Source organism: Pseudomonas sivasensis, assembly GCF_052938085.1.
The window spans coordinates 2580132-2597802 of sequence record NZ_CP176442.1; the positions used below are offsets into that span (position 1 = coordinate 2580132).

The following is a 17671-nucleotide window of genomic DNA, read 5'->3' on the forward strand; positions in this document are numbered from 1 at the left end:
TCTCATTGATTGCTAAACGGGGCGCAGAAGTCGTGCGAGCCTCGTGTGCGTAGGCGGCGTGGAGCAGCCTACGGGACGCTCTAGGATACATGAAGCAATGTGGGAAAAGAGGCCTGTCCCATGGACTTCAGGCGATGGCTTCTGGGAACCGGCTGCATCAGCGCGCATCCACGGGAACAAGACCGGCAGGATAACAAGCGTCGCCACCTGTATCCCACAAAAGCATGGGATCTGTGTCTGTCGCCTACCGTTGCAGGCCGATAGCCTCCCTCCACCATCACTCACGACTGAGCCCCCCATGAACCTCACCGCTGTCCCCTTTGGCACCACCGACTGGTCCGCCATCGACCCCGTCGTTTACCCCGGCGTTACCGGCCATGCGCTGTGGCGCACCTGCCATTTCGGAAACACTCGTGTACGCATGGTGGAGTACACCCCCGGCTACCTGGCCGATCACTGGTGCAAACGCGGGCATGTGTTGTTGTGCCTGGAAGGCGAGTTGGACACGGAGTTGGAAGACGGCCGTCAGTTCACGCTGACGGCCGGGATGAGTTACCAGGTAGGTAATGACATGGAAGCGCATCGCTCATCGACGAGCGTTGGGGCGAAGCTGTTTATCGTGGATTGATGCAGCACGGTCAGTGCATCTTGCTGTGGTCCATATGGCTATGGTCCACACCATCCAAACCACGTGCTGGCGCGGTCACTTCCACGGTCTGCTGTTCACCCTTGGCGTTTTCCACCGTCAGGGTCAGCGGTACTTGGTCGCCTTCCTTGATCTGCCCGGTCAGGCCCATCAGCATCACGTGGTAGCCATTCGGGTCGAGTGTGACGGCCTTGCCTGCGGGCAAGGCCACTGCGTCTACCGGGCCCATGCGCATGACGTCGTCTTTCATGCTCATTTCATGGATCTGCACGTCCTTTGCCACCGGCGATGCCACACGCAGTAACTTGCTGTCGCTGTCGGCCGTGACGGTCATGAACGCGCCGCTGGACGGCTGGCCCTGCACCGTGGCGCGCACCCAGGCGTCGGTCACTTGCACCTGGGCGCTGGCGTGGGCGGCGAAACCCAAGAGGGCGAGGCCGAAGGTGAAGCGCTTGAGGTGTTGAACGGCAGTCATTAGCAGACCTCCATGACGGTGAGCAGGTCTTCTGCGCACTCTTTTGCGGTAAGGGATGCTTGCAGGCCCAGGCGCAGGTTGCCGCGCGTGTCGAAGACGAAACTGGTGGCCGTGTGGGACAGCGTGTAGGTGTCGCCGGCGGGGATCTTTTCATAAAAGATCCCGAACTCCTTGGCGGCCACGGCGATTTCTTCGGGGGTGCCGTACAGCGCTTCGAAGCTCGGATCGAAGGCCTTGACGTACTTGTCGAGAATCTCCGGTGTGTCGCGTTCCGGGTCGAGGGTGATAAAGATCACCTGCATGATCTCGCCGTCGCGGCCCATCAGCTTCTTGGCTTGGGCGGCGCGGGCGAGGGTGGTCGGGCACACGGCCGGGCACTGGGTGAAGCCGAAGAACACCACCGGCATCAGGCCACGGTAGGAGCTGAGGGTGACGGTGTCGCCCTCGGTGTTCTTGAGCTTGAAGGTGCGGCCCATGATCTTGTCGCTCAAGTCCTTGCCGTACTTGAAGTTCAACCTGGGGCTGTTGTCACAACCGGTCAGCAGGCCCAGACCCAGCAGGCCCATGCCGGTCAGGACCTTGCGGCGGGTGAATAACGTACTCATCAACTGTGCATCCTGTGAAACGCCTGCATTGCTCTGGATCTACACATCAGGCTTTGAAAAGGAGTAAACGAGGAGGGCGCCAAGTCTACCAACCCTGGCGATGGCACGTAATCTGCGACGTTCTGCCACAGGGGGCCGCCGTATTTCATCCCTTTGCGGCTTCGGTGGTAGAGTCGCCGCCATGAAATCGAGCCACCCTGACCGTTCGCCAATCGTCTGGACCCTGTACTTCTGCGTACTGATGAACCTGTTCGTGTGCGGTTTGGGCCATGGCCAGATGATGGGCCAGGAGCTCAATGGGATCGGCGGCGCGTTCTGTTCGGTGGACGGTAAGCAGGCGCCACTTTCCGACAAAGGGTTGGGCAGCCCGTCTTCCAGCAACATCTCGAACTACTTTGCCTGCCCGGTGTGCGCCTCGCTGACGGTCGCCCTGGTGTTCCTGATTGGACTGGCGTGGCTGTTGGGCCTCGGACAAACCCCGCGCCCGGCCCATGAACAACGCAACAAGGCGCCGCCGCGCCATGCCTGGCCCTCGGCCAATCCCCGCGCTTCCCCCGCATTCTGACGTGTGCCTTGGGCTTCCTGTGACCAGGAGGCGTTCTATCGTCACGACTGTGAGTGCATTTCATGAACCAACAATTGCCTGCAGGCGCCAGTCGCCTGGTCAGCAAGGTGTCCCGTCGCCTGCGCGCGGAACCGGCGCGGGCTGAATACCCGGTTAACTCCCGCTGCTTCGTGCACTTGGATGCACGCCTTTTGCCCTACTGGCACACCCTGTTCGATATCTGCCCAGCCCTGCTCAAGCTCGACCCGCCCGAGGGCTTGAACCTGTTCCGCAGCTTTATGACCTGGGCCTATCGCAACCAGCCCGCGCAGGATTGGACCTACCACCTGAATGTGTGCCGCTGGTTGCTGAGCTCGACGTATCGCCAGCACATCGACGATGAGCCCATCGAAGCGTTCATGGCGGCCGCCGCAGCGTGTTGGGTCAACACCGATACCAGCCACGCGCAGGGGGTAGTCCTGGCCTGGCAATCGATGACGGTGTTCGATTGCAAGCAAGCGATGTTCGCCGACGCTGCACCCTCAGCCTTGCCACCCTCGCCATGGGATTTCGCCTGGTGCCCGTTGAACGCCCAAGGACGCTTCAACGGCTGGTTGCCTGTGCCTTGATCGGTATCAAGGCGCGTGCGTATTGCGTTGGCACCAAATGGTGCAGCACATCGCAACGTCGGTGGCGTGGCCCGGAACAGCGTTCCCTGACTGACAGGCTGCGCTGCCGATTACGGTTGAGCTGTCAGCTGCCGGTGCGTGGTTTTGGCTGACGGTCTTTGTCTTCATCATCGCGGTCATCAGCCTTGGGAGTTTTGTCCGGCTGTTTGACGGTGTCCTGGCTTTTTTTGCCGCTGTCGGCCGGGCTGCTCGGGTACGTGCCGGGTGGCAGCGCGGAGCCTGCAGCCCCGTCGCCTGCAACAACATTGGCTGCAGGTGTCGGGTTGTCGCCGAAAGCGGCGAGGGCGGGTTGGCCTGAAAGAGCCGTCAGGCAGAGTGCAAGCACGATCCTTTGTCTATTCGTCATGATTCAATCCTCTTGATTCATCGAACACACCCGTGGACTTGTCCACGGGCCGACGGGTGCGTCACGCAGCCATTGGCTTGTCCGCCATCGCCTTTTTATGCGCGGCCTTCATGGCTTGCATTTGTGCACCCAGTTCTTCCAGCAGAGCTTTGCCCAGCAGTTTCTTCGCCTGAGGAAACATCTCGGTTTCCTCTTCTTCAATGTGGTGTTCCAGCAGTTCCTTGACCACCTTCACCCGACCGGAAAACTCGGTGGTGGACGGCTCCGTCTGCTTCAGGTCAGGCAGCACCAGCGAGTCGACGGTGCGATGCTCTTCCTTGGCTTCGTGGTACATGATGTCCTGCTCCTTACCGCCGGCTTTACGGAACGCCGGGTACAGAATCTCTTCTTCAAGCTTGGTGTGCAGGCTGATTTCCATTTCGAGTTTAGCCAGCAACTCGGTGCGCTTTTTAACCCCGCGTTCGGTGGATTCGCTCAGTTGGGTCAACAATGCTTTAACACGTTCATGGTCGGCTTTGAGCAGGTCGATGGCATTCATGATGAAACCTCACAGTCAGGGTATGGGCGCGTCGAGGTGCGCGCGTTGTCTGGTAGGAAATTGCATAAGTCAGACCATCATGGATGATCGGTTAAACGTCATTCGAATCAATAAGTTGAGATTGATTTTAGAAAGCCTGTGTCGTGCAGCTTGCATGGTCGGTCCCCAACCAGGTTGCATTAAACCCGCTTCTACCTGCGCACTGGACAGACGGAGGTGGCTCGGCATGTGCCGCAACCATTGGGCGAGAGCGCCCTGGCGTAATTTCGATGGAACCCTTGGGGGGAATGCTTGACCTAACCCATAGACCTCAGGAGGTGAATCATGGAAATAAATTATGTCTGGATCGGATTGGCGGTAATTCTGCTGCTCTTGGAATTGTGGGCAATTAACGTCGTATTGCGCAGTACCGGTGGCTGGGAGACCAAGGGGCTGTGGCTGGTGATCCTGATCTTTGTGCCGTTGCTGGGCCTGATTGCGTGGGCGATGTTCGGGCCCAAACGCGAGATGCCGGAACACCGCAAGAGCTGACGCCTAAGGCCGTTAGCAAACAGGCGCCCTATGGGCGCCTGTTTACGTTCAGGTGCCAGATATCAGCCAGCCAGCGCCTTGGCAATCGCCTCATTGAATGCCGGCAAATCGTCGGGTGTACGGGAGGTGATCAAGGTCCAGCCATTGGCGTTGCATTGCTTGACCTCGGCGTCGACCCAACCGGCAGCGCCGGCGTTTTCCAGGTCGATGCGGACGCTTTTGTAGGAGGTCAACGTCTTGCCTTTGATTACGCCCGCGTCGATCAGCGTCCACGGCCCATGACAAATGGCCGCAATGGTTTTGCCGTCGGCGGCGAAGTCCTTGATCAAGCGCAGCGCCGCTGCGTCCTGGCGCAGGGTGTCGGCGTTCACGGTACCGCCGGGGATCACCAGCGCATCAAAATCGCTGCTCTGCACATCCGACAGTTGCACCTCGGATTCCACGGTCCTGTCCTTTTCGGTATCACCGACAAACGTTTGGGTGCTGCCGCCCTTGCTGGAAGCGTGGGTCACCGTCGCGCCAAAACCGCGCAGCGCTTCCAGGGGCTTGAGCAACTCGTCGCGCTCGATGCCGGTGTTGGAGGTGATGATGAGGATTTTCTTTCCGTTGAGTTGCGAGGTCATGGTCGAGTGTCTCCTGGGTGAAGGGGGTTAATGGTCGTGTCTGGCCTGTCGCTTCCTGGCCATTTCAGCTTCGCCGATACCTGACTGTTGAGGGCGCGCGTGGGCAAAAGGTTTAAATTTTTTTGCGCCGATTTCTACGCTGAAATTTCCTTGAACTATCGAGATACCCAGGGCTCTGCTTTACACAGGACGCGATTTTTTGTGCGCCCTTAATTGCTTGGAGAGATACCGTGGCCGCTCCCCTAACTGCCGTTAAAACACCTGACCGTATGAGCTCGCAAGAGGCACGGAAAAGTGCAGACTCAGCCGCCACGGCTGATCGCAAGCGGGGTCAATAAGCATGGCGCGCGCGATTACCGCTGCTGAATTGGGGATCGAACTCAAGCCTGAGGACGACAGCGGTTTGTTCAAGTGGTTTATCGCCAGTTTCCTGATGGGCAAGCGAATCCAGGCACCCATTGCCGCACAGGCATACAGGGTGATTGTGGAGCAGCAGGGGCGCGACACTGCCCGCAAGTTGCAGCACTGTACGTCGCGAGAGTTGGTGGCAATGCTGGGGCGTGCCCATTACGTTCGCTACGACGAATCTACTGCGCAGCGGCTGCTGGACCTCAGCGCGAAGCTGAACGCCGATTACGGGGGAAAGATCACTCACGTACGTCGCGCCAGTGCAGACCGCAAGGCGTTTGAGAATCGCTTGGCCGAGTTCGATGGCGTAGGCCCCAAGACCATCGAGATTTTCATGCGCGATGCGGCGGCGGTCCTGTTTTGACGGGATTGTTGTACGTCGGCTGTGCGGGCTGGAGCTTGCCGCGTGAGCACTGGCCGGCGTTCAGCGACGCGGGCACGCATTTGCAGCGCTACGCGTCGCGCTTTAACGCGGTGGAGATCAACAGCTCGTTCTATCGTCCACACCTGCCGAAAACGTACGCACGTTGGGGCCAATCCGTGCCGTCTGCGTTTCGTTTTTCGGTGAAGGTGCCCAAGCGTATTACCCACGAGTTGGGCCTGCAGCGTTGTGAAGCTGCGCTGGATGAGTTTCTCGAACAGTGCGCGCCACTGCGTGAACACCTGGGCTGCCTGCTGGTGCAACTGCCTCCCTCATTGAGCTATGAGCCCTCCAGTGCCAGCGCCTTTTTCATGGCTGTTCGCCGATGTTTTGCCGGCAATGTGGTGCTTGAGCCGCGCCACGCCAGTTGGCTGGCAGCTGAGGCGATGTTGCAGGATTTGCACATAGGACGGGTGGCAGTCGACCCACCCGTGATCGACGCCACGCCCACCTGCGCGGGATGGCAAGGCGTGCGCTATTGGCGCCTGCACGGATCACCGCGCATCTATCACAGCGCCTATGGCCCGGAGCGTGTACTCGGGTTCGCAAGGCACCTGAGCCGGTCTGCTGCAGATGGCATTCCTACCTGGTGCATTTTCGACAACACCGCCAGCGGCCATGCGGTGGCTGATGCCTTGTACCTACTCGACCTCAACCCGCAACACTTCCAACCCTAGCTGCTCGTACGCCTCCACACTCGGCACATGCCACTCGGTAATCAACGTATGAATCCGGCTGCACGGCGCCACCACAAACGGCTCCACCGCGCCGAGTTTGTCCGCCATGGTCACCGCAACCACCTGGGAAGCGCTGTCGAGGAAGGCTTGCTTGACCGCGACTTCATCAAAGTGCAGCGAGCTGATGCCTACTTGCGGATGCAATGCGCATACGCCGGTAAACAACAGGTCGGCCTTGATGCTCTGGATCAGGCGTACGGCTTCGTGGCCGCCGGTGGACAGCGTGGCCGGGTTGAGTTGGCCGCCGGCCAGAATCACGGTCACATTGGGATGGTCGGCCAAGGCAATGGCGATCATCGGTGAGGTTGTGACCACCGTCAGCCGGATCGCGCGCGGCAATGACTGGGCGATCTGCAGCGTGGTCGAGCCGGAATCGAACAGCACAATCTGGCCGTCTTCCACCCTCTGTGCGGCCAACTGCGCGAGTTGGCGTTTAGCGTCATTGGTCTCGCCGACACGGGTGAAAAAATCTTTGCCTGTGTCCTTGGGCCGAGGCAGGGCGCCGCCGTGTACGCGCTGCAACAGGCCGGCGGCGGCGAGTTCGCCGAGGTCACGACGGATGGTGTCCTGAGACACGGCAAAGTGTTCCACCAGTTCCGAGGCGGTGACTTTGCCGTCGCGCTCCAGCAGCAACAGAATCTTCTGTTTGCGAAGGGAAGGCAGGTCGATGGCTTGATGAGTGTCGTGCATGTTTTTGCGCTTTTTTGCGGGTTTGTGCGAGATTAGTCGCCCGTAGATATAAACGCAATCACTGGTTGAGCGACCGTGGTGCGGCTACTCTCTGCGCTCAGTTCAGGGAGAGGTGACCTAGATGTCGTTGATCACAACCATCGAAGATTTACGCAAGCTGGCGCAAAAACGTGTCCCAAGGATGTTCTACGATTATGCCGATTCCGGCTCCTGGACTGAGAGCACCTACCGGGCGAATGAAAGCGATTTTGCCCGGATCAAATTCCGCCAGCGGGTGGCGCGCAACATTGATGAGCGCTCGATCCGCACCGCTATGATCGGCCAGGACATGGCCATGCCCGTGGCCCTGGCTCCCACCGGCCTGGCGGGTATGCAGCATGCCGATGGCGAGATTCTCACCGCCCGCGCTGCCGCCAGGTTTGGCCTGCGCTACACCTTGTCGACCATGAGCATCTGCTCCCTTGAAGACATCGCCGAACAGGTGGGCCAGCCGTTCTGGTTCCAACTGTATGTGATGCGTGACCGTGGCTTCGTCGAGCAACTGATCGAACGCGCCAAGGCCGCTGGCGTGGATGCGCTGGTGCTGACCCTGGACTTGCAGATCCTGGGGCAACGGCACAAGGACCTGATCAACGGCCTGTCTGCGCCGCCCAAACTGACCCTGCCGAATATCCTCAATATGGCGACCAAACCGCGTTGGGTGATGGGCATGCTCGGCACCCAACGGCGCGGTTTCGGCAATATCGTCGGGCATGTGAAGGGTGTGGCGGACATGAGTTCGCTGTCGTCCTGGACCGCCCAGCAATTCGACCCGCGCCTGAGCTGGGACGATGTGGCGTGGATCAAGAAATGCTGGGGCGGCAAGTTGATCATCAAGGGCATCCTCGATGTCGAAGACGCGCGCCTGGCGGCTGATTCCGGTGCGGATGCCTTGGTGGTGAGCAACCACGGTGGCCGTCAGTTGGACGGCGCGCCGTCGAGCATCAGCCAGTTGCCGGCGATTGTCGACGCGGTAGGCGAGCGTATCGAGGTGTGGCTCGATGGCGGTATTCGTTCCGGCCAGGACGTACTCAAGGCGATGGCGCTCGGCGCTAAAGGCACCATGATCGGTCGTGCGCATTTGTATGGTTTGGGTGCGATGGGTGAGGCGGGCGTGACCAAGGCACTTGACATCATCGCCCGTGAATTGGACGTGTCGATGGCGCTGTGTGGCTATAACGATATACGCGATGTGAACCGTGAGATTTTGCTGCCGGGGACCTTTCCCGAAAGCATTGTTTGAGCAAAAAAATCGTAAAAATACGAAAAGAGTTGTCCACGAAAACCGTGGGTATCTCTGTGGATAACTTTGCAAGACCCCGGCGGGTATGGCGATTTAGCCCGCGGTCAATATTTGATCAACTTTCGGCGAGGCCCAGTATGGGCAGGGTTTGCGCTTGACAGCCAAGCGCGAACCCAGTGCCGAAAAGCTGTTTTATGACTCGCCCTTGCGCTCCGCGGAGTGCGTGACAACGTGGGCGGGCATCTTGGCCTGCATCAAGTTGTCGAGAGCCTGGCGATAACTGCGACCGGCCAGACTCATGCTGTTGTTATGGCTGGCGCCGGGCACCAGCAACAGCCGCTTGGGTTCCTGGGCAGCTTCAAACAATTGCTGGCTGAAGCGTGGCGGCACGTAGCGGTCGTCGAGGCCATGCACCACCAGCAACGGCATATGGATGTCGGCAATCTTGTCGATGGAATCAAACTTTTGCGACAGCAACCAGCGCACCGGCAACGACGTGTTGGCCACCGCCGTCGCCACGTCTGCCAAGGAGGTAAAGGTGGATTCGATCACCAGGCCGCGCACCGGCCGAGGCGTTTGCTTGCCCAGTTCGGCAGCCAGGTCGATGGCGACCGCGCCACCGAGGGAATGCCCGTAGATCAGGCGCTTGCTCGGGTCGGGTTGCAGCACTTGGAAACGTTCCCAGGCGATACGCGCATCTTCGTACACGGTGGTTTCCGACGGCAGCTCGCCGCGGCTTTGGCCAAAGCCGCGATAGTCGATGGCCAGAACCGAATAGCCGAGGGCATGCAATTGCTCGATGCGGAACAATTGCCCGGTGAGGTTCCAACGTACGCCATGCAGGTAGAGGATCGCTGGCGCGTCCTTTTTGTCCGCCGGGTACCACCAACCATGAATGTTCTGCCCCGACTTAAAACTGGCGGGCTTGAGTTCAAATTCCTGCACCGCCTTGGGCAAGCCGCTGTACCAACTGGCGGTGCCCGGTTCGATGCGAAACACCAGTTCGCGCTCCTTGTGTTGCAGCACGCTGCACCCTACCGGCAGGCCGACGATCAACAACGCCATGCACAGCAGGGGCAACCAGCGCAGGCTCAGGCGCGATAGAAAACGAGAGGGCATGAAGATTCCTGAACAAAGGTGAAGCTGGGGTTTTACCAGATGGCCTACACAGGCAGGTATAAATTCGACGGCCGCCCACGGCGATTGCTTGCAAAGTGTTACAGCATTGAACAACCCGTACACCGGTTGTTAGGGTAGGCGGCCGAACAGGAGAGCAAGCACATGGATTTCACAGGTAAAACCGCCATCGTCACCGGCGGTGCGCGGGGGTTGGGACTCAGTTATGCACGGGCACTGGCCCTGGGCGGTGCCCGGGTGGTGATCAGCGATATCGGCGCCGACAAGGTGGGCGCCGGCAACGATACCTCGGTGGTCCAGGCGGCGGCAGAAGCCTTGCAGGCCGAAGGGCTCGCGGTGATCGGACATGGCGGTGACTTGTCCACCAACGAGGGCTGTCAGCAACTGGTTGCGTACGCCATCGAGGCATTCGGTCAACTCGATATCCTTATTCACAACGCCGGTTGGGTGGGTTACCAGAACATCCAAGACCTGGATGCCGCGTTCCTGCAGCGGGCCATGGACATCAACCTCTACGCGCCACTTTGGCTGTGCAAGCACGCGTGGCCGCACCTTCTGCGGTCAACCGCGCCACGGATTATCCTCACCACGTCCGACCGCGCCATGTACGCACAATACGAGCAGACCGGCCTGGTGGCCTACAGCGCTGGCAAGATGGCGCAACTGGGGATCATGAACGCGCTGAGCCATGAGGGCGCCGAGGCCGGCATCCGGGTCAATGCGATCTCGCCGGTGGCCAAGACGCGGATGTGGGGCGTGACCGAGGAACCTGACGAACTCAAGCCGGATTTGGTAACCCCGGGGGTATTGTTTCTCGCCTCCACGCTGTGCGAGGACACGGGCTACATCCTGCGGGCCAGCAACGGTCAATTCACCGCAACGCGCTTCACTGAGAATCCCGGGGTGGACTACCCGCGCAACCTGGCGCGGATCAACGCCGGCAGTGCTGAAGAAGTCGCGGCCGCGTGGCCTCGCATCAAACAAGCGTGAACCCCCGATTACTCCTTGGAACAAAGAGCCCGACCATGGACAACAGCCCCGTTCGCATCACCGCCGAAGAGACCCTCTCGGACAACTGGTACCTGCTGAAAAAATACAGCTTCGACCTGCGTCGTCGCGACGGCAGTTGGCAAGCTCAGACCCGCGAGGTGTACGACCGAGGCAATGGCGCGACCATCCTGCTGTACAACCGCGCGCAACGCACCGTGTTGCTGATTCGCCAGTTCCGCATGCCCACCTTCGTCAATGACTATCACGGTTACCTGATCGAAGCGGCGGCGGGCTTGCTGGACAATGCCAGCCCCGAGGAGCGTATTCGCCTGGAAGCCGAGGAAGAGACCGGTTATCGCGTGGGGCGGGTTGAGAAGGTCTACGCGGCGTTCATGAGCCCAGGCTCGGTCACTGAGCGGATTCACTTTTTTATCGGCGAATACCAGCCGGGGGATCGGGTCAGTGGTGGCGGTGGCCTGGAAGAGGAGGGCGAGGACATCGAGGTGCTGGAACTGGGCTTCGAGCAGGCCCTGGCGATGGTGCAGAGCGGCGAGATCGCCGACGGCAAGACCATCATGCTGCTGCAGCACCTGGAGTTGCGTATGTTGAAAGAAGGCTGGTGACTTAAACAGCACGTACATCCAATTTTCCCACCCCCCATCCGCGGCAAACTCCCCTCATCGCTGACATTTCAAGGCAGAGGGGCACACCATGGACCCAGCACCACAGACGGGACCCGACGAAGTCGTCACCCTGGTCGTCAAACACTTGATCAAGCAAGGCCAGGAAGCCAACTACGAAGCCTGGCTGCGCCGGATTGTGCGCATCGCCGGCGAGCGCCCAGGGCACTTGGGTGTCGACGTGGTGCGCAGCAAACAGAACAACCTGGCGCTATTCACTTGCGTATTGCGCTACCGCTCCACCGACGACCTGGAAACCTGGCTCGACTCCCCCGAGCGTAAAACCCTGATTGTCGAAGCTTCGCCGATGCTGGCCGATGGCGACAAGACCGAGATCGGTGCGGCCAACGAATTCTGGTTCGCGCCCCTGGCCGACAGCGCCGCCAAGCCGCCGCGCTGGAAACAGGCGGTCGTCAGCCTGTTTGTGATTTTGCCGCAGACCTTGCTGTTGCCGTTTATCTGGGGGCCCATCCTGCGTCTGCACCCTTTCCTGTCCAACTACGTGGTCTCCACCTTCCTGGTCACCCTGACCATCGTGCTGCTGGTGGTGTACCTGCTGATGCCGGCGGCTACCCGCCTGTTCGCACCCTGGCTTGAAGCCTCTGTAAAGGAAACCCTATGAACGCCGATCTGATTCTGTTCAATGGCCAGTTCCACACCGTGGACCGTGAAAACCCGCGCGCAACCGCCGTCGCCATCAGCCAGGGCCGCTTTGTCGCCGTCGGCACCGATGGCGAGGCCATGGCCCTGCGTGGCAGCGGCACCCAGGTCATCGACCTCAAGGGCCGCACCGTGATTCCCGGCCTCAATGACTCCCACCTGCACCTGATCCGTGGCGGGCTGAACTACAACCTCGAACTACGCTGGGAAGGCGTGCCGTCCCTGGCCGATGCACTGCGCATGCTCAAGGACCAGGCCGACCGCACGCCCACGCCGCAATGGGTGCGCGTGGTGGGCGGCTGGAACGAATTCCAGTTCGCCGAAAAACGCATGCCGACCCTGGAAGAGCTCAACCAGGCCGCGCCGGACACGCCGGTGTTTGTGCTGCACCTGTATGACCGCGCCTTGCTCAACCGCGCCGCCCTGCGCGTGGCCGGCTACACCAAAGACACGCCGAACCCGCCGGGCGGCGAGATCGTGCGCGACAGCAACGGCAACCCCACCGGCATGCTGGTGGCGCGGCCCAACGCGATGATTCTGTATTCGACCCTGGCCAAGGGCCCGAAACTGCCGCTGGAATACCAGGTCAACTCCACGCGCCAGTTCATGCGTGAACTCAATCGCCTGGGCCTCACCAGCGCCATCGACGCTGGCGGCGGTTTCCAGAACTACCCCGATGACTACGCGGTGATCGAGCAACTGGCCAAGGACGAACAGCTGACGGTGCGCATCGCCTACAACCTGTTCACCCAGAAGCCCAAGGAAGAACTCAGCGACTTCAAGAACTGGACCGGCAGCGTCACCCTGCATCAGGGCGATGACTACCTGCGCCATAACGGCGCCGGCGAGATGCTGGTGTTCTCGGCGGCGGACTTTGAAGACTTCCTGGAGCCGCGCCCGGATCTGCCCCTGACCATGGAGCAGGAGCTGGAACCGGTGGTGCGCCACCTGGTGGAACAACGCTGGCCGTTCCGCTTGCATGCCACCTATGACGAGTCCATTTCGCGCATGCTCGACGTGTTCGAAAAGGTCAACCGCGACATCCCGTTCAATGGGCTGCCGTGGTTTTTCGACCACGCCGAGACCATCACCCCGAAAAATATCGAGCGCGTTCGAGCCCTCGGCGGCGGCATTGCGATCCAGGACCGCATGGCGTTCCAGGGTGAGTATTTTGTCGAGCGCTACGGTGCCAAGGCTGCCGAAGCCACGCCGCCGATCAAGCGCATGCTCGCCGAAGGCGTGCCGGTAGGGGCGGGCACCGACGCCACACGGGTGTCGAGCTACAACCCTTGGACCTCGCTGTACTGGATGGTCAGCGGCCGTACCGTCGGCGGCCTGGAACTGCACGCCGAAGGTCTGCCGCGCCTCACCGCGCTGGAGCTGTTCACCCATGGCAGCGCCTGGTTCTCGTCCGAGCAGGGCAAGAAAGGCCAGATCAAGGTCGGCCAATTGGCGGACGTCGCCGCGCTGTCAGCGGACTTCTTCAGTGTCGATGAAGAAGCCATCAAGTGGATCGAGTCAGTGCTCACCGTGGTGGGCGGCAAGGTCGTGTACGGCGCCGGCGACTTCGAAGACTACGCACCGCCGCGCGTGCCGGTGCTGCCGGACTGGTCGCCGGTGGTCAAGGTGCCGGGTCACTGGCGTCCAAATTCGCCTTTGCAAGCTCAAGTACACCAATGCAGCGGCCCGTGCGGCGTGCATTCCCACAGCCATGAGAAAGCCCGTCTTTCCAGCGTGCCGGTTAGCGACTTCCAGGGTTTCTGGGGTGCGTTCGGCTGCTCGTGTTTTGCCTTTTAAAACCCCCCAAGGAGTTAACCTATGACTTACAAGCGCTTGAACAAAGATGACGCCGTCGTACTGTTGGTCGACCACCAGACTGGCCTGATCTCCCTGGTACAGGATTTCTCCCCCAACGAATTCAAGAACAACGTGCTGGCCCTGGCCGACGTGGCGAAGTTCTTCAACCTGCCGACCATCCTGACCACCAGTTTTGAAGGCGGTCCTAACGGCCCACTGGTGCCAGAACTCAAGGCACTGTTCCCGGACGCGCCGTACATCGCCCGTCCTGGCCAGATCAACGCCTGGGACAACGAAGATTTCGTCAAGGCGGTCAAGGCCACCGGCCGCAAGCAGATCATCATTGCCGGTGTAGTGACGGACGTGTGCGTAGCGTTCCCGACCCTGTGTGCCCTCGCTGAAGGCTTCGAAGTGTTCGTCGTCACCGATGCTTCCGGGACCTTCAATGAAACCGTGCAACAAGCCGCCTGGGCGCGCATGACCGCCGCCGGCGCCCAACTGGTGAACTGGTTCTCCGTGGCCTGCGAGCTGCAAGTGGACTGGCGCAACGACATGGAAGGCCTGGCCAACCTGCTGTCGCCGCGCATCCCCAACTACCGCAACCTGATGAACAGCTACTCGGCGTTTACTGCCAAGTAACCGGTTTTCAAGCCTGTAGGTGATCAATGTGGGAGGGGGCTTGCCCCCGATAGCGGTGCCTCAGTCAAAGCTATTGAGACTGACACACCGCAATCGGGGGCAAGCCCCCTCCCACATTTGATTTGTGGTGTTGCGACCATCCAGTTATAAATCAGCCCATCGTCCACCGAGAAGCGACAATGAACCCCTTCGAAGACATGCGCCTGTTCTGCCAGGTCATGGAATCCGGCAGCTTCACCGCTGCCGCCGAACAATTGGGCCTGTCTAAGCAATTCGTCAGCCGCCGCCTGATCCAGCTGGAAGATCGCCTCGGCGTGCGCCTGCTCAACCGCTCGACGCGCCGGCTGGATGTCACGCCCCTGGGCCAGAGCTACTACGAATCCGCCTTGCGCCTGCTCGGTGAAGTCGAGCAAGTGGAGCAGGGCATCGCCGGCCAGAACAGCGAACCGCGCGGCACCATTCGCCTCAGCGCGCCGTTGTCGTTTGCCATGGCGCACCTGGGTTGCCTGTTACCGCAGTTTTTGCAGCGCCATCCCCAAGTGTCGGTGGAAGTCGACCTCAGCGATCGCCCCGTGGACCTGATCGGCGAAGGCTACGACCTGGTGTTGCGCATCGGCACCCTGGAAGACTCCACCCTGATCGCCCGCCGTATCGCCAGCATCCAGCGGGTGTATTGCGCCAGCCCCGACTACCTGGCTATGCGCGGCACACCCTTGCAACCCGATGATCTGGCTCAACACGACTGCCTGCCTTACGGCCATGGCCGTCAAGTGCAATGGCGCTTCAAGGGCAAGGTGCAGGCGCTGAATGTCAGCGGTCGCATGCGCGTGAATAACGGTGAGCTGTTGCGTGACACCGCCATCGCCGGGCTGGGCGTCACTTACCTGCCGACCTTTATCGTTGGCGACGCGTTGAAGGACGGTCGCCTGATCACCATTCTCGACGACTTCGCCCCCGAAGCCCTGACCTTGTCGGCGGTCTATCCCCAACATCGGCAAAGCTCGCGGCCGGTGCAGGCGTTGGTGGAGTTCCTGCGCGAGCGCCTGGCTAGCGGCTGTTGAACAACTGGCGGATCAGGTTCGGGGTGCTGCCAGTCCAGCGCTTGAATGAGCGTCTAAAGTTCGCCGCATCATTGAAGTTCAGGTACGCCGCCACTTCATCATTGCTGTAGCCCTTGACCTGGTACAGGTGCAGCGCCACCTGTTTGCGTACCCGGTCCACTTGCTGCTGAAAGCCGGTGTGGTGTTTGTGCAGTTTGCGCTTGAGGGTCGCTGGGCTCATGGCGAAGGCCTGGGCCGCCTGTTCCAGGCTCGGCGGTTGGCGCACCTGCTCGCGCAAATAGTCGTAGAGGCAATCGAGAAAACTGCCGGCAAAGCCCAAATGTTCGATCTGTTCGCGAGCTTGCTGGCGCGCGACCTGGCCGGCGGTAGCCGAAGCCCCGGGCCAGGCGCGGGTGAGGTGTTCGCGGGGGATGCACATCATGTCCAGCGGGCGCTCGAAGCGCGTCTCTTCGCCCAGATGCACCCAATACTGCTCGACATAACGCGGCTCGGCATGGCTGAAACTGCACACCCACGGCAGACGCTCGCCGCTGAGCCATTGGCTCATGGCAACCAGCGACGTCATGCTCGCTTCCAGCAGAAACCGCCACTGCTCGCCAGCGCCGCAACTGTCCAACCAATACAGGTAGGCGTGGTGCTCATCCAGCTCCACTTGCAGGGTGACCAACGGGCTGAGCAGCACCTGTTGCTGAATAAGGATCTCCAGCGCCTGATGCAGATTCTGTGCATGGCCCAAGGCATGGCTGGCTGCGCCGTAATAGCCGGGCAGCAAGCGCTGGCCCAACAGAAAACTGCTGTCGTCGGCATCCAGGAGCTTTCGACTGTTACCGATCAGTGCCAGGAACTGCTGCGGGCTCAAGCGCGCCGTTCCCGCCAGGATGTCCTCGTGGAACAGCCCGGTGCCGCGCAGCAAACGATGGCTGTCGATGTCACGGGACAGGGCCAGGTCAATCAGCGTGGCCGGTTGGTTGTGCCCTGGTATGAAGCGGCTGTCGGCCTCATACCAGTTGATTTTCACCGCCATCTCAGGCGCTTTTCGCGAGAGGTTGCTTGGCCCTGGCCAACGCCAGGTTCAGGCGCTTGAGCAAGTCCTGGGGCGGCTCGTCCAGGGCCATCACCACTGCTGTGGTCGCCGCCAGTTGCAGGCGTTCGCCCTGTTGCCGGGTTTTGTGGGCCAGGCCATGTACCGCTTGCTGCAACTCCAGCGCGAGCTCTTTGGCCTGGCGCTCGCCGGTGTTGGGCAGCAGCACCACAAAGCGGTCACCGGCCAGTCGACAAAGCAAGTCCTGGCGGCGCAGATTGAGCAACAACAAATGGCTGAGGGCCTGGAGCACGGCGTCACCTTCGGCATGCCCGTAGGCCTGGTTGATGGCGGCGAAGTTGTCCAGGTCCAGGGCCAGCAGTGACAGCGGTTGTTGCTGTTCGCGGCTGTCGTGCAGGCTGTCGGCCAATTGGCGCTTGAGGTAGTCGGCACCGGCCAGGGGCGTGAGTTTGTCGAACAGCCGGTGCTCGCGAAACAGCCGTTCGCGCTTTTCCATCTGCGCGCTGATCGCCAGTTGTTCGCGGTGCCAGTGGTAGATGCCGATGGTCAGCAGAATCATGCCCACTGGCATCGGGCCGGATTCCAGCCAGTGGTCCCAGGTGATGCTGTCGGGCAGGCGGATAAACTCATCGAGGCTGTCGATCCACCACGAAAAGAAGATGCACGACAGCCCCAGCGCCAGGTAATTGGTGACGCGCCCGGCGGGGCGGCTTTTGAGCACCAGGCCCAGCCACACCAGGGCGAGCAGGGCGGAACCGCCTTCGCCGAAAATATCCAGCCAGACCCACTCGCTGACGCTCTTCAACTCGCCGCAGGCCAGGTGCAGGATCAGCCCGGCGTTGGCGGCAATGAGCAAGAGCGCGAGTTTCCAGCGATGAGGTTTGAGCACGGAAAACATGGCCGCGGGTCCTTGGGCGAATGAGCGATGGGCGCCAGCACAGCAGATGGATGTGACGGTTGGATGACGGCGTGGGAGGGTCGAATCAGCTCACCTCAAACACACTGGAGATCAAGAAATGTGGGAGGGGGCTTGCTCCCGATGGCGGTGTATCAGTCAACAGATAGGCCAGCTGACCCACCGCTATCGGGGGCAAGCCCCCTCCCACAGGGGATCTCCACAGGTCATATCA

22 protein-coding genes are annotated in these 17671 nt (G+C 60.8%); 13 read left to right on the plus strand and 9 right to left on the minus strand.

Annotated elements, in window-relative coordinates:
• Nucleotides 1-298 precede the first annotated feature (298 nt).
• On the plus strand, nt 299-628 hold the full coding sequence (locus tag ACKZ62_RS12005) for a DHCW motif cupin fold protein (protein ID WP_032889453.1): 330 nt from the start codon (nt 299-301) through the stop codon (nt 626-628).
• 10 nt (nt 629-638) lie between these two features.
• Here ACKZ62_RS12005 and ACKZ62_RS12010 read toward each other — a convergent pair whose 3' ends face one another.
• Both ACKZ62_RS12010 and ACKZ62_RS12015 read right to left on the minus strand, forming a co-directional pair.
• Nucleotides 639-1121 (minus strand): copper chaperone PCu(A)C, encoded by a 483-nt coding sequence (locus tag ACKZ62_RS12010; protein WP_095184506.1) that lies wholly within the window; start codon nt 1119-1121, stop codon nt 639-641.
• On the minus strand, nt 1121-1726 hold the full coding sequence (locus ACKZ62_RS12015; protein ID WP_032889449.1) for an SCO family protein: 606 nt from the start codon (nt 1724-1726) through the stop codon (nt 1121-1123). The genes ACKZ62_RS12010 and ACKZ62_RS12015 overlap by 1 nt, the downstream gene beginning before the upstream one ends.
• A gap of 181 nt (nt 1727-1907) precedes the next feature.
• Here ACKZ62_RS12015 and ACKZ62_RS12020 point away from each other — a divergent pair, with 181 nt between their 5' ends.
• A complete protein-coding gene (locus tag ACKZ62_RS12020; RefSeq protein WP_032889447.1) occupies nt 1908-2291 on the plus strand; it encodes a DUF2946 domain-containing protein in 384 nt (127 codons plus the stop codon).
• Between the two features lie 62 nt (nt 2292-2353).
• Complete coding sequence (locus ACKZ62_RS12025; RefSeq protein WP_447096718.1) at nt 2354-2899, plus strand: putative natural product biosynthesis protein; 546 nt, start codon at nt 2354-2356, stop codon at nt 2897-2899.
• A gap of 124 nt (nt 2900-3023) precedes the next feature.
• Here the strand turns inward: ACKZ62_RS12025 and ACKZ62_RS12030 are convergent, their stop codons facing one another.
• The gene (locus ACKZ62_RS12030) at nt 3024-3305 is read right to left on the minus strand and encodes a hypothetical protein (RefSeq protein ID WP_447096719.1); all 282 of its coding nucleotides are present in this window, start codon (nt 3303-3305) and stop codon (nt 3024-3026) included.
• A gap of 61 nt (nt 3306-3366) precedes the next feature.
• Nucleotides 3367-3843 carry a PA2171 family ribosome-binding persister protein gene (locus ACKZ62_RS12035; protein WP_122681830.1) on the minus strand — a complete coding sequence of 159 codons (477 nt, stop codon included), beginning with the start codon at nt 3841-3843 and terminating at the stop codon, nt 3367-3369.
• 324 nt (nt 3844-4167) lie between these two features.
• Between ACKZ62_RS12035 and ACKZ62_RS12040 the strand changes: the two genes are divergently transcribed.
• The gene (locus ACKZ62_RS12040) at nt 4168-4374 is read left to right on the plus strand and encodes a PLDc N-terminal domain-containing protein (protein ID WP_095184509.1); all 207 of its coding nucleotides are present in this window, start codon (nt 4168-4170) and stop codon (nt 4372-4374) included.
• 62 nt (nt 4375-4436) lie between these two features.
• Here ACKZ62_RS12040 and ACKZ62_RS12045 read toward each other — a convergent pair whose 3' ends face one another.
• Nucleotides 4437-4997, minus strand: coding sequence for a type 1 glutamine amidotransferase domain-containing protein (locus tag ACKZ62_RS12045; RefSeq protein ID WP_032889437.1), 561 nt, complete (start codon nt 4995-4997; stop codon nt 4437-4439).
• A gap of 340 nt (nt 4998-5337) precedes the next feature.
• On the opposite strand from ACKZ62_RS12045, the gene ACKZ62_RS12050 reads away from it, so the two are divergent.
• Both ACKZ62_RS12050 and ACKZ62_RS12055 read left to right on the plus strand, forming a co-directional pair.
• Nucleotides 5338-5769, plus strand: a complete 432-nt coding sequence (locus ACKZ62_RS12050; RefSeq protein WP_032889435.1) for a hypothetical protein — start codon at nt 5338-5340, stop codon at nt 5767-5769.
• A complete protein-coding gene (locus tag ACKZ62_RS12055; protein ID WP_241150244.1) occupies nt 5766-6503 on the plus strand; it encodes a DUF72 domain-containing protein in 738 nt (245 codons plus the stop codon). Before ACKZ62_RS12050 ends, ACKZ62_RS12055 begins: the two co-directional genes overlap by 4 nt.
• Here the strand turns inward: ACKZ62_RS12055 and ACKZ62_RS12060 are convergent.
• Nucleotides 6468-7253 carry a DeoR/GlpR family DNA-binding transcription regulator gene (locus tag ACKZ62_RS12060; protein ID WP_099602245.1) on the minus strand — a complete coding sequence of 262 codons (786 nt, stop codon included), beginning with the start codon at nt 7251-7253 and terminating at the stop codon, nt 6468-6470. The genes ACKZ62_RS12055 and ACKZ62_RS12060 overlap by 36 nt on opposite strands.
• Before the next feature lie 121 nt (nt 7254-7374).
• Between ACKZ62_RS12060 and ACKZ62_RS12065 the strand changes: the two genes are divergently transcribed.
• The gene (locus tag ACKZ62_RS12065; RefSeq protein ID WP_032889430.1) at nt 7375-8535 is read left to right on the plus strand and encodes an alpha-hydroxy acid oxidase; all 1161 of its coding nucleotides are present in this window, start codon (nt 7375-7377) and stop codon (nt 8533-8535) included.
• A 192-nt stretch (nt 8536-8727) separates the two neighbouring features.
• On the opposite strand, the gene ACKZ62_RS12070 is transcribed toward ACKZ62_RS12065, so the two are convergent.
• Nucleotides 8728-9654, minus strand: coding sequence for an alpha/beta hydrolase (locus tag ACKZ62_RS12070; RefSeq protein ID WP_032889428.1), 927 nt, complete (start codon nt 9652-9654; stop codon nt 8728-8730).
• Nucleotides 9655-9816: 162 nt separating this feature from the next.
• On the opposite strand from ACKZ62_RS12070, the gene ACKZ62_RS12075 reads away from it, so the two are divergent.
• From ACKZ62_RS12075 to ACKZ62_RS12100, 6 genes are all read left to right on the plus strand, one after another.
• Nucleotides 9817-10662, plus strand: a complete 846-nt coding sequence (locus ACKZ62_RS12075) for an SDR family NAD(P)-dependent oxidoreductase (RefSeq protein WP_447096720.1) — start codon at nt 9817-9819, stop codon at nt 10660-10662.
• A 35-nt stretch (nt 10663-10697) separates the two neighbouring features.
• A complete protein-coding gene (locus ACKZ62_RS12080) occupies nt 10698-11285 on the plus strand; it encodes an NUDIX domain-containing protein (protein ID WP_447096721.1) in 588 nt (195 codons plus the stop codon).
• Nucleotides 11286-11373: 88 nt separating this feature from the next.
• Nucleotides 11374-11964, plus strand: coding sequence for an antibiotic biosynthesis monooxygenase (locus ACKZ62_RS12085; RefSeq protein ID WP_122681833.1), 591 nt, complete (start codon nt 11374-11376; stop codon nt 11962-11964).
• Nucleotides 11961-13799 (plus strand): amidohydrolase, encoded by a 1839-nt coding sequence (locus ACKZ62_RS12090; RefSeq protein WP_181639940.1) that lies wholly within the window; start codon nt 11961-11963, stop codon nt 13797-13799. The genes ACKZ62_RS12085 and ACKZ62_RS12090 overlap by 4 nt, the downstream gene beginning before the upstream one ends.
• 21 nt (nt 13800-13820) lie before the next feature.
• A complete protein-coding gene (gene ycaC, locus ACKZ62_RS12095) occupies nt 13821-14438 on the plus strand; it encodes an isochorismate family cysteine hydrolase YcaC (protein WP_032889415.1) in 618 nt (205 codons plus the stop codon).
• Nucleotides 14439-14617: 179 nt separating this feature from the next.
• Nucleotides 14618-15499 carry a LysR family transcriptional regulator gene (locus tag ACKZ62_RS12100; protein WP_447096722.1) on the plus strand — a complete coding sequence of 294 codons (882 nt, stop codon included), beginning with the start codon at nt 14618-14620 and terminating at the stop codon, nt 15497-15499.
• Here the strand turns inward: ACKZ62_RS12100 and ACKZ62_RS12105 are convergent.
• Together ACKZ62_RS12105 and ACKZ62_RS12110 are read right to left on the minus strand one after the other, a co-directional pair.
• Complete coding sequence (locus tag ACKZ62_RS12105) at nt 15486-16523, minus strand: AraC family transcriptional regulator (RefSeq protein ID WP_447096723.1); 1038 nt, start codon at nt 16521-16523, stop codon at nt 15486-15488. The genes ACKZ62_RS12100 and ACKZ62_RS12105 overlap by 14 nt on opposite strands.
• A gap of 1 nt (nt 16524) precedes the next feature.
• Nucleotides 16525-17439 (minus strand): GGDEF domain-containing protein, encoded by a 915-nt coding sequence (locus ACKZ62_RS12110; protein WP_032889407.1) that lies wholly within the window; start codon nt 17437-17439, stop codon nt 16525-16527.
• Between the last annotated feature and the right edge of the window lie 232 nt (nt 17440-17671).

What these genes read in the sequence shown, in the direction of transcription:
- ACKZ62_RS12005 (WP_032889453.1), top strand. Translation starts at nt 299, where the DNA reads ATGAACCTCACCGCTGTCCCCTTTGGCACCACCGACTGGTCCGCCATC.
- ACKZ62_RS12010 (WP_095184506.1), bottom strand. Translation starts at nt 1,121, where the DNA reads ATGACTGCCGTTCAACACCTCAAGCGCTTCACCTTCGGCCTCGCCCTC.
- ACKZ62_RS12015 (WP_032889449.1), bottom strand. Translation starts at nt 1,726, where the DNA reads ATGAGTACGTTATTCACCCGCCGCAAGGTCCTGACCGGCATGGGCCTG.
- ACKZ62_RS12020 (WP_032889447.1), top strand. Translation starts at nt 1,908, where the DNA reads ATGAAATCGAGCCACCCTGACCGTTCGCCAATCGTCTGGACCCTGTAC.
- ACKZ62_RS12025 (WP_447096718.1), top strand. Translation starts at nt 2,354, where the DNA reads ATGAACCAACAATTGCCTGCAGGCGCCAGTCGCCTGGTCAGCAAGGTG.
- ACKZ62_RS12030 (WP_447096719.1), bottom strand. Translation starts at nt 3,305, where the DNA reads ATGACGAATAGACAAAGGATCGTGCTTGCACTCTGCCTGACGGCTCTT.
- ACKZ62_RS12035 (WP_122681830.1), bottom strand. Translation starts at nt 3,843, where the DNA reads ATGAATGCCATCGACCTGCTCAAAGCCGACCATGAACGTGTTAAAGCA.
- ACKZ62_RS12040 (WP_095184509.1), top strand. Translation starts at nt 4,168, where the DNA reads ATGGAAATAAATTATGTCTGGATCGGATTGGCGGTAATTCTGCTGCTC.
- ACKZ62_RS12045 (WP_032889437.1), bottom strand. Translation starts at nt 4,997, where the DNA reads ATGACCTCGCAACTCAACGGAAAGAAAATCCTCATCATCACCTCCAAC.
- ACKZ62_RS12050 (WP_032889435.1), top strand. Translation starts at nt 5,338, where the DNA reads ATGGCGCGCGCGATTACCGCTGCTGAATTGGGGATCGAACTCAAGCCT.
- ACKZ62_RS12060 (WP_099602245.1), bottom strand. Translation starts at nt 7,253, where the DNA reads ATGCACGACACTCATCAAGCCATCGACCTGCCTTCCCTTCGCAAACAG.
- ACKZ62_RS12065 (WP_032889430.1), top strand. Translation starts at nt 7,375, where the DNA reads ATGTCGTTGATCACAACCATCGAAGATTTACGCAAGCTGGCGCAAAAA.
- ACKZ62_RS12070 (WP_032889428.1), bottom strand. Translation starts at nt 9,654, where the DNA reads ATGCCCTCTCGTTTTCTATCGCGCCTGAGCCTGCGCTGGTTGCCCCTG.
- ACKZ62_RS12075 (WP_447096720.1), top strand. Translation starts at nt 9,817, where the DNA reads ATGGATTTCACAGGTAAAACCGCCATCGTCACCGGCGGTGCGCGGGGG.
- ACKZ62_RS12080 (WP_447096721.1), top strand. Translation starts at nt 10,698, where the DNA reads ATGGACAACAGCCCCGTTCGCATCACCGCCGAAGAGACCCTCTCGGAC.
- ACKZ62_RS12085 (WP_122681833.1), top strand. Translation starts at nt 11,374, where the DNA reads ATGGACCCAGCACCACAGACGGGACCCGACGAAGTCGTCACCCTGGTC.
- ACKZ62_RS12090 (WP_181639940.1), top strand. Translation starts at nt 11,961, where the DNA reads ATGAACGCCGATCTGATTCTGTTCAATGGCCAGTTCCACACCGTGGAC.
- ycaC (WP_032889415.1), top strand. Translation starts at nt 13,821, where the DNA reads ATGACTTACAAGCGCTTGAACAAAGATGACGCCGTCGTACTGTTGGTC.
- ACKZ62_RS12100 (WP_447096722.1), top strand. Translation starts at nt 14,618, where the DNA reads ATGAACCCCTTCGAAGACATGCGCCTGTTCTGCCAGGTCATGGAATCC.
- ACKZ62_RS12105 (WP_447096723.1), bottom strand. Translation starts at nt 16,523, where the DNA reads ATGGCGGTGAAAATCAACTGGTATGAGGCCGACAGCCGCTTCATACCA.
- ACKZ62_RS12110 (WP_032889407.1), bottom strand. Translation starts at nt 17,439, where the DNA reads ATGTTTTCCGTGCTCAAACCTCATCGCTGGAAACTCGCGCTCTTGCTC.